The following is a 13,867-nucleotide window of genomic DNA, read 5'->3' on the forward strand; positions in this document are numbered from 1 at the left end:
ATGCATTACTTAAACATTATATCGGTATAGGAGATGTATTAATCAGAACCTAGGAGGCTCAAAACTTTTACTGCAAATCAAAGGAGTCCCATGGCTTAATGGAATATCACAAAAAACATTTCCATTTTTAAAGTAAAAAATTTCTATGGTCAAAATGTAAGGGGTAAGAATTAGTTTTTACATTTATGCCGCTATTACCTATCTAACTGCCATCTAACTACTTAATTAAACTATGTCAGAAATTTCAGAAGAAATTAAAAAAGATCACAGCTTTGATCCGGATGTAATTATTGCAGAAGAAAAAAAGTACCTAAACCTGAATGAAACAAAACCTGTTTCAGGTTTTGCCATTTCAGGCGGTGGTATCCGCTCAGCATCCTTTGGCTTGGGTGTAATGCAGGCTCTTGTAGCTAACAAGCAAATGAGTAAGATGGACTATATGTCCACGGTTTCAGGTGGTGGTTTTTTGGGATCGGCTTTAACATGGGCTTTGCACTGTGGGGGCAAAGCCGTAGGAACTGACCCAGAAAATTTTCCCTTAGGAAAGCGTAGAGCACGTGGAGGTAAAAATGAATCAGCAAAAATTACTTCCGTTTTTGAAGACGAAAATAAACTGCTCGACTTCATTCGTCAGCATGGTTCTTATTTAACTCCTACCAAGAACCTTGATATTCTTTCTTTTGCAGGTGTGATTGTAAGAAGTATGATTATGTCACTGTTTGTGTATATCAGCTTTTTAACCGTGTTAATGACTTCCTGCATTTGGCTTATTTATTTTTTAACTAATAGTGCCTTAAACTCAGATGCTGACCAAGGAATAAAAGATGGTGTATTGCTTATGGCAGGCATTGGCTTGCTATTATTGATGGTGCTACTGGGGTTCTTTTATTCGCTCACTACCTATTTCAAATATGAAAATATCAGTACAAACAGATACAAGAATTTTATCAACGGTCAAATAATGCTGGGATGGATAATTAAAATAAGTGGAACCTTGATTTTATTTGGAACGCTTCCCTATGTTACAAATTTTCTTAAAGATTTTTTTGAAAATGGTGTTGCCTATGCTGCCGGTGGGTCCACTTTATTTGGCACTGCAACCGGAATTTGGCAATACCTTAAGGCAAGTAAGAATGAGGAAAATAAGGGAGGACTTTCTGACATTATTATCTACCTAGGTGTATTTGCATTGATCTATGGCGTTTTACTTTTTGCTTACTATTTCAGTACCGAATTCTTTTTAAATGAACATGGGTATACGAGACTTGAAAACCCGATTGTTTTTTTGGTGTTCATTGCATTGACCATCATGTTTGGCTTTTTTGTTAATCTGAATTTAATAGGTCCACACTATATGTGGCGCAACAGGCTTATGGAAGCCTTTATGCCAGGCAGCAAAGCAATTTATACGAATTCATGGAAAGTCGCAGAAGAAGCTGATAAGGCTATGATGGAAAATATGTGTAATGAAAATAATCCGAGGCCATATCATATTATTAATACTAATGCAATATTAGCTAACTCGCCTAAGGTTGATTATAGTGGGCGTGGTGGCGACAACTTTATAATCTCGCGTCTGTATTGCGGTAGTGATGCTACCGGATGGAGGGAAACAAAAAGTTTTCAGAAAGATAAAACCAGAGGGATGACGTTGGCATCGGCAATGGCAACCTCTGCGGCTGCATTGAATCCAAATGCAGGTGTATCAGGAGAAGGAGTTACTAGGAATGTAATGGTATCAATATTATTATCGATGCTCAATTTGAGATTGGGCTACTGGACTAGCAACCCTGCAAAAGAAACTATTCTTGGATCGCCCAATTTTTTTAATCCCGGCTTGACTTCCGAAATCTTCAGATTTGGCTTGACTGAAAACAGTACACACTTATTACTTTCAGATGGTGGACACTACGAAAACCTAGCACTTTATGAATTAATACGAAGGAAGTTAGATTTAATAGTGGTATCGGATGGAGGCGCTGATGCAATGTTTAATTTCGATGACCTTGCCAATGCAATTGAAAAAGTAAGGGTTGATTTTGGAGCACGAATTTATTTCAGACAAGGTTATGGTACCGATCAAATATTACCTCGAACAAGTGGTGACAGTTTATTCCAACAGAAATATGAAATTTCAAAACATGGATATGCGATTGCTGATATTAAATATAGTGATGGTAAAAAAGGAGTGTTGGTTTATATGAAATTAGCCGTGATAGAAGGCTTATCGGTTGATGTGTACAGTTACAAAGGAGTTAACCCAACATTTCCGCATGAGTCCACTTCAGATCAGTTTTTTAATGAAAAACAATTTGAAGCTTATCGCGAACTTGGCTACTATGTAGGCTGGCAAATGATGGAGTCTGAAGATGGAATGAAAATTTTCCCACAAACGACTTAAGTAGAATTGTAAAAAAGGCAAAGGGTGGAGGTTGGTAAAGCTTGTGGTTGTTTTTTACCAAGCAAAGACAAATACAAGATAATTTTTTTAAAATTTTATAGCTGTATTCAACTAATTAATCAACTTTGATGGGATAAATTCAACTATTATAATTTCGTTTTCATAATCGAAAAATGCGATTGTATATTTCTTATGCTGAACACACTTTAAACCTGCTAGTTTTCTCTTAACACCACGGCAAGGCGGGTAAGCTCGTTTGTCATTTGTTATGTGTTCAATAAAATCATAAGCTTTTTCAGAAAATCTTGCGATTGGTTGTAAGATACACTTGCATGTTGCCACCCAGCTGAGCCGGTAAACGAAGTGTTTCGTAGCCCACAAAACTAAAAATAATGGTGTCTGTTGTTTTTACACTCTGCAATGAAAATTTACCGGCAACATCGGTGATGGTGCCATTGGTTGTAGCATATACTGCCACCGTTACAAAGGGGAGTGGTGGCTTATCATCGGCACCATAAACAATACCTTGCACAGAGCTTTGAGTAAAATCCAACTGAGTGCAGCATAACAATAAAATAAAAATTCGAAGTATTAATTTCATAACATCAGCAGGAATTAGGACGGTGCTAAATTAATGAATAATTAGTTTAGAGTTGTGGATGAAATTTGATTAGAATAATCAAACATTCCTGACCTAAGGCCATAGTGAATATAGGTTGGTAGAGGGGGTGATACTTATTTAGGAGTCTAAAAATAGTTGAATTCATTTCAAAGAAGAATCCTTATATTTGAGTAACTCTAAAATGTCAAAAAAATGAAAAACACACTTAACATTGCGATACTACTTTGCATTTCATTAGTTGCAAAAGCACAAAGCTGGAATCTTTCTACAGTACAACCATTTGCTTATGGCTGCCCCGGCACTATTTGCATTGGCGGACCAACCACAGGTTATACTTTTGAATCAGTGCCTCCTGCTCAAGTTACCAATATACCTGGCTGGTGTGGCGATGTTGAATTATTGGGATGGGCCGGCACTTATACAGTTATCATCAGAAATGCGAGTAATGGAAATATTGTTCAAACTTTTCCCAATATAGTTTTAGCTCAGCCTCCATGTATGCTTGAGTTAATTAATCTATCGGTAGTATCAGGGTGCTATAATGATAACGAAATTTGGTTTTACAACAATGGTTTATTTTGCGGAGGTGGAAATGTAGATTTATATAAAGATGGCTTCTATCAAACAACTATGCCATTTAATGCACCGGGTGGTCCATTTTATTTTAGCAACCTTACACCTGGCAATTATCAATTAACTATTAGTTCGTTTACATGTACAGATACAAAAAGTATAACCATACCCGCCAACTGCAATGCTCCAAGCAGTGGATTTGTGGCGACAAATATCACTAGCAGTAGTGCCAAGCTTAACTGGACTACGATACCTTGTGCTTTAAAATATACCATCAGCTACAGAAAAAAAAATACAAGCAGTTGGACAACCGTGTACGTTAATTCAAATAGTTCGTTTAAGAGTATCACAGGACTTTTGCCTTCTACTATTTATCAATGGAGAATTAAATCGCGCTGCAATCTGAATCCAATAAGTGCATCTACATGGTCGCCCATACAATCATTTACTACAGCACCTTTGCGCATTGGGCAGGATGTAACAGAAACAGAACCGACTCTAGTGTTGAGTGTTTATCCCAACCCTGCAAGTGAAACATTTAAAATTGAAAGCCCTTTTGATTTGACCAACACCAATATTTCTATTTCAGATGTGAATGGTCGCGTTCTCAATTCATCCGTACAAATAGATGAAAACATGGCCGAGATTAACCTTCAGAATTTTGACAATGGAATATATACAGTCATTGTTAAAACTGAAAATAATATTTATAAAAATAAAGTTGTTGTTTTAAAATAGGAATTGTTGCTCTAGTGAATAAATTTTTTGCATTTCGCTTGAGTTTAAAGATTAATCCTGACTAACTTTCTATCTTCTTCACCATGGTTAATATAGTTGCAAGTGCAACTGTCTCATTCGTATCATCATAAATATCAACCAGCCATTTCACTATACCTTTTGGTATATCATCGTCTGATTTTTTTTCCTGATCAATTTTTTCTTTACAGGTAAATCGCACACCAATGGTAGTTCCGGGATAAACAGGCTTTACGAAGCGACATTCATCTAACCCATAGTTTAATAATACCGGGCCTTTGCGTGGTTCAACAAATAGGCCTGCTGCTTTGCTCAAAATAAAATATCCATGTGCTACCCGTTGGGTAAATATGGTTCCATCAAGTGATGTTGCATCCATATGCGCATAAAAATTATCGCCACTCACATTGGCAAAGTTGGTTATGTCTGTTTCGGTTACTGTATGCTTTGCAGTAATCCATGTTTCGCCAATTTCCAATTCTTCAAAATTTTTTCGGAAAGGATGTACATCCTTCAAAATATAATTAGCTCCATGCATGAACGTATTAGTTACGTTAGTAAGCATAGATGGTGAGCCTTGTATGGCAGTGCGTTGCAGATAATGAAACACGCCACGCTTACCACCCATCTCTTCGCCACCACCTGCGCGGCCGGGGCCACCATGCACCAGGTGCGGCATGGGCGAGCCATGGCCGGTGCTTTCTTTTGCGCAATCATTGTTAAGTATCAAAATGCGGCCATGCATACACGCTGCACCAATGGTGTACTCGCGCGCAATTTTTGCATCACTTGTAATTATGCTACTCACCAGCGAGCCTTTTCCCATTCGGGCCAACTCTACCGCTTCGCTAATATGTGTGTATGGCATGATGGTGCTTATGGGACCAAACGCCTCAACGTTATGACAATCGGTTTTTGTAAATGGATTTGCATTCAAAAAAATAATGGGAGCTATAAACGATCCCTTATCCTTATCGCCACCCTTAAGTTGAAATGCTTCGCGACCATCATAGATTATTTGTTGCGATTGTGCAAGTTGCGCCACCTTCTCGGTCACTTCTTTAAGTTGTTGCTTGCCGGCAAGTGCGCCCATTCGCACACCTTCCAACTGAGGGTCTCCAATTACAGTGCTTTGCAATCGCTTGCTAAGGGCAAGTTGAACATCCTCCACATACTTTTCAGGCACCATAATTCTGCGCACTGCTGTACATTTTTGACCTGCCTTGGTAACTATTTCGCGATGGATTTCTTTTATAAAAATATCAAAGTCGGCACTACCCGGAGCAGCATCGGTACCAAGCACACAACAATTAAGACTATCGGCTTCCATATTAAACGGTACACTTTCTTCAATAAGTCGTGGTTGTTTCTTTAGCATCATGCCGGTGTGGGCACTACCGGTAAAGGTAACGATGTCTTGATTGATAACATGATCGAGAATACCATTGGCGCTGCCACAAATCAACTGCAAAGCACCTTCGGGAACAATCCCTGATTTTACTATTTCTTTAAATACGGCTTCGGTAAGAAAGCTGGTAATGGTAGCAGGCTTTACAATTGCAGGTACACCGGCAAAAAGGTTTACAGCAATTTTCTCGAGCATACCCCACACCGGAAAGTTAAATGCATTGATGTGTATGGCCACTCCTTCTTTGGGCACGCAAATATGATGACCGATAAATGTATTGCCTTTACTTAGTTTAGCTATATCGCCTTCAAGACAAAATGTTTCGTTGCCAAATTGCCTGCGCAAACTTGCGTAAGTAAACAGGTTGCCAAATCCACCTTCGATATCTACCCAGCTATCGGCACGAGTTGCGCCTGTGGCCCAACTAACTTTGTAGAAATCTTCTTTACGATCGGTAAGGTACATTGCAAGTTTCTTGAGCATCAGTCCACGCTCAAAGAAAGTCATTTTACGCAATGCAGGTCCACCAACGGTTCGGGCATAATTGCACATCATTCCAAAATCAAGACCAGCGCTGCTTGCCACTGCTACTTCATCGCCATTAATGGCATTATATAATGTTTGCGTTTTTTCAGCGGATGTTACCCACTCACCGCATGCGTAGTTACTTAGTATTTGCATTTATAAATATGTTTTAAATTAAATTAGATTAGCATCAACTAATCAATTGGCAGGAAAAAATTACCGAAGGCGAAATTAAAAAATGGAATGAAACAATTAAGCAGCAATTAAATTAATCCTTCCCCCATTGAAAACTATTGTTTTCAATTCCTGCCAAAGAAAGTACCCTATCGATAACAGTTGCGGCAATGGCTTCAGGAGATTCGGGTTTACTGTAAAACGAAGGTGTTGCCGGGCAAATAATTCCTCCTGCCTCTGTTACCAATCTCATATTGTTGATGTGAATTAAGCTCAGGGGTGTTTCTCTTGTTACTAAAATTAATCTTCTACGTTCTTTTAATATCACATCTGCAGCTCGGGTTATTAAATCATTGGATATGCCACTGGCAATTCGTGCAAGTGTACCCATGCTGCATGGGCAAATTATCATGGTATTAAATCGGGCACTGCCCGATGCAAATGGCGCCATGAAATCATCTTTTTCGTAAGTGGTATATGGAAGCAAGTTGAAATTCCTGTTACCAAGTTCATACTCCCATACTTGCCTGGCGTTACTAGAAAACACTATTCCCACTGCATCAGGCTGGGGTTGCAGCGTTTGCAGTTTATCCAGCAGTACTTTAGCATATATGCTACCACTTGCCCCTGTTATCGCTATTACTATTTTATTTACACTCATACTTATTTGTTTGAAAAAGGAAAATTAAATCTTCATCCACGTCCTTTTGCTTAGCCATTCATCTTCAGCTTTGCGCATCATGGCAATTTCTTTTTCTGTTTTATCATCATATCCGATCAAATGCAGCAGACCATGTGCCAATACACGATGCAATTCATCTTTAACGGTTACCTTATACTTTGTGGCATTTAATCTTATCGTTTCATATCCAATATATATTTCAGCTATTAAATTGGTTTTATCCGCAGATAAATTAAAGGTGATAATATCAGTTGGGTAATCATGGTTAAGAAATTGTTGATTGATTCCTTTAATGTATTTATCGCTGCAGAGGATGTACGTTATCGAACTTATATGCTTTTTATTTACTTGCGCCAATTGCGTAAGCCATCGGCAAATCAGTGTAGAATTTTGAACACGTACTCCTTTGAGCTGATATATGAATTGTATTGAGCGAGGCATTGTCATTAGTATAAAAAACAAAAATAGGCTTTCTGGGCCATCTGCACATTTATTAAACAGATAATTGTGCAAGTTGTTACCTGCCTCACAATATTTGTTTGATATAGTTCAAAAAAAAACGCAGCCAGATTACTGGCTGCGTTTTTTGCGAATTGTGCTTATTTAGTATTAATGCTGTACAACAAGACGGCTAACCGCTTTGCCAAAACGAACACTGTATATGCCTTGTGGCATAAGTGATACATCAAGACTATAATTTTTATTGCCACTCAATGATCGTACAGTTTCGCCTATAGCATTTATTATTTCCACGGTTTCACCTTCATCAGCATTGGTAACAATGTTCACGAATGAACTTGATGGATTAGGAAACAAGCTAATATACTCGGGCTTATCGCTAAAGTTGTCTTCAATGGCCTGAAACAGGTTATTGCTGTATCCAAACGTTTGTTGCTGAAAAATAAAACCACCGGTACCATTGGGAACACGCGCATACCCCTGATCAACCTGTTGCACACCAAACAGTATACGGTCTGCAATCTCATGATTGGCATTTAGCAAAATCAGATCTTCGCCTTGCGAAGATAATTTGAAGTTACAATGATTGTTGCCCTGACTTGCATCTTCATCAGCCCAAAAGGTGATGTATGAATTTGGATTAAGTATGGTGCCTTGTGGAATAGCATATTTATCAAGGTTAAGCGAATCATCTGTCAACACCCATCCTGATAAATCTACCGGAATAGCACTTTTGTTATATAACTCTATCCAATCATCGTACTCACCAAAGTTATCAGGAACCGCAGTGGCATTGGCTGCCATTAATTCGTTTATTACAACGGATGTATCGGATGAGATGGCAGGAGTAACAAAATATACATATACATCGTGTTCAGCTCCTTCTGGAGAAAACTTTACCGACTTGTACGTATTGTTAGAAGCCGCTTCTATGTAGTAGCGCACCCAACTTCCGCTTGACTTAGCAGGTATATAGGCACCGTATACACCATCGCCAGAAGCACCATCATTATGCATGCCATCGTCAAACATGGTGGTAGCTGTAAAATTACCTACAATGCCTGTTGCATAAAATAAGCGAACAGCAAAAATTCCATTTGTACTTGTTACGGTTGCTAAAATATTTACACTATCGCTACCAGTGGGATAGGACCATTGTGCTCCATTTGTACCAAACGATACATTGCTTATAGCCGGTGCTTGCTGATTTAACTCTGCAAGCGCCATCATATTATTCTTGTGCGAAAGAATAAAGTTTTTGAGTACCGGTATTTCATTATTAAATGCAGCGTAACTGTACAATTTTTTAGGATCGTTAATTACTACTGAATCAATGAGAGACTTGATGGTATTTATTTTGGCATTGGCAGTAGCTGTATCAAACGCTTGTGTTAAGATGGTGCGCACATGCGCCAGATAGCGTTGTCTTAATCGAGGTACTTGTAAAATCCGATTCATCAACGGGTAGTTGGCATTTGATTGATTGTAAAAAGCACTCCATGTGTTATGTGCAGGATCCATGGCACTGTTGCCATCATACTCAAGTGGAGTTAAGCGATGTGTTTCGGGTTCGTAATACGCGAAATAATCCATTTTGCCTTTGTACACATAGCTATCGTCATCGCCAAAAATAATTTCCGAAGCAACATGCCAAAGTGAACGGTCAACATCAAGACTATCAGGCAACATGGTTTCTAAATTAATGATTGGTGTATTTTCTAATCGGCTGCAAGCATTAATTAAATCGGCCCAGGGAGTTGCGCTTTTAGTTGATTTAAGGGTATAATGCGGCTTATATAAGGCAGAGTCGCCACCGAGATAATTCAATGCTGCGGTGCCATCGCCCCAGTTTCCTCCGCCTCCTCCACCTCCTCCTGGTGGTTTGTCGGCACGCCAGTTGGTTCCATCGTTGGTCATGAACCGCTCTTTTAAAAATGGCTTATTAATTTGCTGTACCATCGGATACAATCCCCAGTTTACTCCATTCAAATACAAGTGTATGTAAGAGCACTTTGCTGCAGGGATATAAGTTTGAATATTATCGAGGAAAAAATACTCCCGCATAAACGATTCGTCCTGATAGCAGTTGTTTATATTGAAAATAGTATACCCTTCAATATCCTGATTTTTTTTAAAGCTGTTGGTTGTTAAATTAAATGATTTTTTTTGCGAATTCTGCGCTCCCATATATGAAGTTTGCCCTTTGAAACGCACACCCACACTATCATATGTTTGTCCATCAATTATCATGGTTGCAGGAATGTCAATTTTGGCATTAAAATTACTAAGGAGCAAACTCCAGTAATTAGCTTGCGGAAAAACCAGGTTTACCTGATGGATGGTGCCTTGCTCAAATACTCCATTGGGTGCTTTTCCTCCGGTATAAAGTGTGCGTAAATCAGAAGATAAATACATCTCGCGGGGCAATCCTTGTCCATAAATTAAATGTATAGTATTTACTAAAAATAATACAGTTAAAAGTCTGATTTTTTGCATTGGTTTATTATTTAAATGTGTTTATTTTTTTTTGATGTGCGAAGATATTAAAAGTTTAATGCAGGTTGTTAAAAGCAACTGAACAAGCAGAAGCAATAATCCAATGGGAAAAACCTTACAATAAGAGCCTTTTTAAAATTTTTGTTTAGCAAGGCCTATTTTGCGGCCTATAGCCTGCATCCTAAAGGCAAAAATATAACGCAGATAAACTGAATATTTGACATAATAAAACAATTCGATAAAAATTAAACAGGCTCTAAATACATTGAAAATTTTTCAATGATTTTAAAAAATTGTCATGCATTTATTGATGCTATTGGCAATAAATGGAAGAAAACATAGCCACCTATTTGCATTAATCTACAGATTGTAAATAAAGTTGTTACTCTTGGCTTCTTTATGATTATTGAAAGTTTGATAAAAAACATTTTGCTCATGAAAAGTAACAATGTCAGCAGGTTTCATGTCAAATGCCAATGCTAATTTTTCAATTTTATCCTCATCAATTTTGCTGTGTCCGGTTTCAAGGTTTGAATATTGCTTTTGCGAAATACCTAGCAACTCTGCTACATGCTCCTGTGTGTAATTTTTTAACTCACGTATTCTTTTAATGTTTTCAGCTATTTGCATAATGTTTTGTTTTTACAAAGGTATAAATTAGAAATGAAAGGTATAAATTAGAAATATTAGGTATTACAACCAAGCATAATTTTCTATTATATTTGTAATATTGAATTACGCTTTATTTATGAAAAAAAATACAATTGCTGCTATAATAATTATTTCAATGTTTGTAAGTCTATTTCACTCTTGCAAAAAAGTTGATAAGGATGAAATAGATGCAACTATATGCGTAAGAGAATATGGCACATCTAAACCATTAGCAAATGCAACTATAATTATAACACGTGGAAGTCCTGCCAGTGGCGTTGGCACAGGAGAGGTAGAACGCCTAACCACAGACGAAAATGGTATATGTGAATACAAAAAGAAAGTAGATGGAGATTACTTTTACTATGCCGAGGCGAAGCGATTGGTTATATTGATTATAATCAACAGAATAGTTTAGGAGTTGGAAGGAAAAACTCGACTGTTCCAATTGTATTATATTCTTATGGTTTTGTTAAAGTTCGGGTTGTTAATATGGCACCATTTAATCAGCTAGATGAACTTTCTTTAGGCTCGTATTGTTACCCCATCCATTTATTTGGAAATATAGATACTACATTTTTGTATTGTCCAGATGGATGTAATTGTTTTTGGAGAGCTTATTATCAAACAGAGTTTAATGCTTTTATTACAAAAAACAATACTGATTCTACAATAAGTTTCAAAGTTATTCCATTGCCTAATGACACTTCATATGTTGAAATAAGATATTAGTTATAGCCAATATTATATTATTGTTTATAATGAATGCTCGTCAATAAACTATAAAATTTTTGAATTATGAAAAAAATGAATTGAGTATTTATATGCTCCTATGGCTAGCTTTGCCGTAATAAAAGCGAATTCCAGATGCATATTTCATTATTTAGACAAAACAAGTCTAACTAACAACGTACTTTGGCCATTTGCTTTTGGTTGGTGTTATCACCAACCACCTCAGATATGTTCAACATAATGCGTTATGAAATCATAATTCGGTTCATTGAGGAGATAGAATTTAGCACTTGAATATTTATAGTTTTCAGGTTGCGTTACCAAGCTCCATTTTACCACAACAGGATTATTGTGGATATAATCAAGTTTTTGTTCAAGTACTATCCTGTTATACATGGTAGATGAATATGGCCTTCTTTCCCAAATCTGAAATGCCCTATCACTCTGAGTTGATTTGAAATATGGAAGTACTTTGGGGTGATTAGCTATTAAATCAAATTTTATTTGTTGTGCGGTAAATTTTAAAAATCCCTTTGCACATCTTTATCATTTATTCCTTCGTGCATACGCCATAGCAAATGAATATGATTTGGCATTATGACAAATCCGTAAATCCACACCCGTTTATTTTCAACCAGAAATTTCATGCTATCAACTATAATTTGTTTATACTTTTCCGGTTGTAGCAACTTTTGCCATTGGAGAATTGTTGCAGTGAAGAATTTTATTGAATTGCCCATCGAAAAGCAAACATAATGGAATCGATGCTTTTTTGCAAAATTATTTTTGGTGGTGATAAGACTGACCAAAGGCAAAATTGGTTGGTGATAACACCAACCAAAGGCAAATAGGAAGGGCGTAGTAACAAGTCGTCAAAATGGGCTTTGCCGGCAACCATCAATGCACTTTGTGCCATATAGCTTACAGCATTGTTGTGCGTGGCTATGTTAAGCAATGTTTGTACATCCATAGAATCTATGTTTTCAATTTGCTCATTGTTATCGGCCATGTCTATTTTGCTTTTGGTTGGTGTTATCACCAACCACCTCAGATATGTTCAACATAATGCGTTATGAAATCATAATTCGGTTCATTGAGGAGATAGAATTTAGCACTTGATATTTATAGTTTTCAGGTTGCGTTACCAAGCTCCATTTTGGCACAACAGGATTATTGTGGATATAATCAGTTTTGTTTCAAGTACTATCCTGTTATACATGGTAGATGAATATGGCCTTCTTTCCCAAATCTGAAATGCCCTATCACTCTGAGTTGATTTGAAATATGGAAGTACTTTGGGGTGATTAGCTATTAAATCAAATTTTATTTGTTGTGCGGTAAATTTTAAAAAATCCCTTTTGCTTTTGGTTGGTGTTATCACCAACCACCTCAGATATGTTTTGCTTTTGGTTGGTGTTATCACCAACCACCTCAGATATGTTCAACATAATGCGTTATGAAATCATAATTTCGGTTCATTGAGGGATAGAATTTAGCACTTGAATATTTAAGTTTTCGGGTTGCGTTACCAAGCTCCATTGGCACACGGATTATTGTGGATATAATCAGTTTTTGTTCAAGTACTATCCTGTTATACATGGTGATATTGGCCTTCTTCCCCACGAAATGCCCTATCACTTAGGGGGTGATTTGAAATATGGGTACTTTGGGGTGATTAGCTATTTTGCTTTTGGTTGGTGTTATCACCAACCACCTCAAATATGTTCAACATAATGCGTTATGAAATCATAATTCGGTTCATTGAGGAGATAGAATTTAGCACTTGAATATTTATAGTTTTCAGGTTGCGTTACCAAGCTCCATTTTGGCACAACAGGATTATTGTGGATATAATCAAGTTTTTGTTCAAGTACTATCCTGTTATACATGGTAGATGAATATGGCCTTCTTTCCCAAATCTGAAATGCCCTATCACTCTGAGTTGATTTGAAATATGGAAGTACTTTGGGGTGATTAGCTATTAAATCAAATTTTATTTGTTGTGCGGTAAATTTTAAAAAATCCTTTGCACATCTTTATCATTTATTCCTTCGTGCATACGCCATAGCAAATGAATATGATTTGGCATTATGACAAATCCGTAAATCCACACCCGTTTATTTTCAACCAGAAATTTCATGCTATCAACTATAATTTGTTTATACTTTTCCGGTTGTAGTAACTTTTGCCATTGGAGAATTGTTGCAGTGAAGAATTTTATTGAATTGCCCATCGAAAAGCAAACATAATGGAATCGATGCTTTTTGCAAAATTCTTTTTGGTGGTGATAAGACTGACCAAAGGCAAAATTGGTTGGTGATAACACCAACCAAAGGCAAAAGCGTTTTATGCTCAAACAAAGCCTCTACGAAATATTACAGATTTTAA

10 protein-coding genes are annotated in these 13,867 nt (G+C 37.1%); 3 read left to right on the forward strand and 7 right to left on the reverse strand.

The genetic code is table 11. From position 1 onward, the window contains the following. The first annotated feature begins 232 nt into the window (after nucleotides 1-232). Nucleotides 233-2,401, forward strand: a complete 2,169-nt coding sequence (locus IPO27_11050; protein MBK8847047.1) for a hypothetical protein — start codon at nucleotides 233-235, stop codon at nucleotides 2,399-2,401. Nucleotides 2,402-2,696: 295 nt separating this feature from the next. On the opposite strand, the gene IPO27_11055 is transcribed toward IPO27_11050, so the two are convergent. Continuing rightward, nucleotides 2,697-3,002: a carboxypeptidase-like regulatory domain-containing protein gene (locus IPO27_11055; GenBank protein MBK8847048.1), complete on the reverse strand. Its 306-nt coding sequence runs from the start codon at nucleotides 3,000-3,002 to the stop codon at nucleotides 2,697-2,699. A gap of 213 nt (nucleotides 3,003-3,215) precedes the next feature. Here IPO27_11055 and IPO27_11060 point away from each other — a divergent pair, with 213 nt between their 5' ends. Continuing rightward, entirely contained in the window at nucleotides 3,216-4,334 is a 1,119-nt protein-coding gene (locus tag IPO27_11060) for a T9SS type A sorting domain-containing protein (GenBank protein ID MBK8847049.1), read from the forward strand. 61 nt (nucleotides 4,335-4,395) lie between these two features. Here the strand turns inward: IPO27_11060 and paaZ are convergent, their stop codons facing one another. The 5 genes from paaZ to IPO27_11085 all read right to left on the reverse strand — a co-directional run bounded on the left by paaZ (nucleotide 4,396) and on the right by IPO27_11085 (nucleotide 10,726). Continuing rightward, the gene (gene paaZ / locus IPO27_11065; protein MBK8847050.1) at nucleotides 4,396-6,441 is read right to left on the reverse strand and encodes a phenylacetic acid degradation bifunctional protein PaaZ; all 2,046 of its coding nucleotides are present in this window, start codon (nucleotides 6,439-6,441) and stop codon (nucleotides 4,396-4,398) included. Nucleotides 6,442-6,553: 112 nt separating this feature from the next. Further along, nucleotides 6,554-7,120, reverse strand: a complete 567-nt coding sequence (locus IPO27_11070) for a UbiX family flavin prenyltransferase (protein ID MBK8847051.1) — start codon at nucleotides 7,118-7,120, stop codon at nucleotides 6,554-6,556. A gap of 24 nt (nucleotides 7,121-7,144) precedes the next feature. Further along, on the reverse strand, nucleotides 7,145-7,582 hold the full coding sequence (ybeY, locus tag IPO27_11075; protein ID MBK8847052.1) for an rRNA maturation RNase YbeY: 438 nt from the start codon (nucleotides 7,580-7,582) through the stop codon (nucleotides 7,145-7,147). Nucleotides 7,583-7,750: 168 nt separating this feature from the next. After that, nucleotides 7,751-10,096, reverse strand: a complete 2,346-nt coding sequence (locus IPO27_11080; protein MBK8847053.1) for a CotH kinase family protein — start codon at nucleotides 10,094-10,096, stop codon at nucleotides 7,751-7,753. A gap of 360 nt (nucleotides 10,097-10,456) precedes the next feature. Then, entirely contained in the window at nucleotides 10,457-10,726 is a 270-nt protein-coding gene (locus IPO27_11085) for a helix-turn-helix transcriptional regulator (protein ID MBK8847054.1), read from the reverse strand. A gap of 118 nt (nucleotides 10,727-10,844) precedes the next feature. On the opposite strand from IPO27_11085, the gene IPO27_11090 reads away from it, so the two are divergent. Then, the gene (locus IPO27_11090) at nucleotides 10,845-11,165 is read left to right on the forward strand and encodes a hypothetical protein (GenBank protein MBK8847055.1); all 321 of its coding nucleotides are present in this window, start codon (nucleotides 10,845-10,847) and stop codon (nucleotides 11,163-11,165) included. Nucleotides 11,166-12,203: 1,038 nt separating this feature from the next. On the opposite strand, the gene IPO27_11095 is transcribed toward IPO27_11090, so the two are convergent. After that, complete coding sequence (locus IPO27_11095) at nucleotides 12,204-12,488, reverse strand: hypothetical protein (GenBank protein MBK8847056.1); 285 nt, start codon at nucleotides 12,486-12,488, stop codon at nucleotides 12,204-12,206. Between the last annotated feature and the right edge of the window lie 1,379 nt (nucleotides 12,489-13,867).

The organism is Bacteroidota bacterium, from assembly GCA_016714535.1.
Classification (GTDB): domain Bacteria; phylum Bacteroidota; class Bacteroidia; order AKYH767-A; family OLB10; genus JADKFV01.

Excerpts from the sequence above, each read along its gene's own strand:
- IPO27_11050 (MBK8847047.1), top strand. The coding sequence starts at position 233 with ATGTCAGAAATTTCAGAAGAAATTAAAAAAGATCACAGCTTTGATCCG.
- IPO27_11055 (MBK8847048.1), bottom strand. The coding sequence starts at position 3,002 with ATGAAATTAATACTTCGAATTTTTATTTTATTGTTATGCTGCACTCAG.
- IPO27_11060 (MBK8847049.1), top strand. The coding sequence starts at position 3,216 with ATGAAAAACACACTTAACATTGCGATACTACTTTGCATTTCATTAGTT.
- paaZ (MBK8847050.1), bottom strand. The coding sequence starts at position 6,441 with ATGCAAATACTAAGTAACTACGCATGCGGTGAGTGGGTAACATCCGCT.
- IPO27_11070 (MBK8847051.1), bottom strand. The coding sequence starts at position 7,120 with ATGAGTGTAAATAAAATAGTAATAGCGATAACAGGGGCAAGTGGTAGC.
- ybeY (MBK8847052.1), bottom strand. The coding sequence starts at position 7,582 with ATGCCTCGCTCAATACAATTCATATATCAGCTCAAAGGAGTACGTGTT.
- IPO27_11080 (MBK8847053.1), bottom strand. The coding sequence starts at position 10,096 with ATGCAAAAAATCAGACTTTTAACTGTATTATTTTTAGTAAATACTATA.
- IPO27_11085 (MBK8847054.1), bottom strand. The coding sequence starts at position 10,726 with ATGCAAATAGCTGAAAACATTAAAAGAATACGTGAGTTAAAAAATTAC.
- IPO27_11090 (MBK8847055.1), top strand. The coding sequence starts at position 10,845 with ATGAAAAAAAATACAATTGCTGCTATAATAATTATTTCAATGTTTGTA.
- IPO27_11095 (MBK8847056.1), bottom strand. The coding sequence starts at position 12,488 with ATGGCCGATAACAATGAGCAAATTGAAAACATAGATTCTATGGATGTA.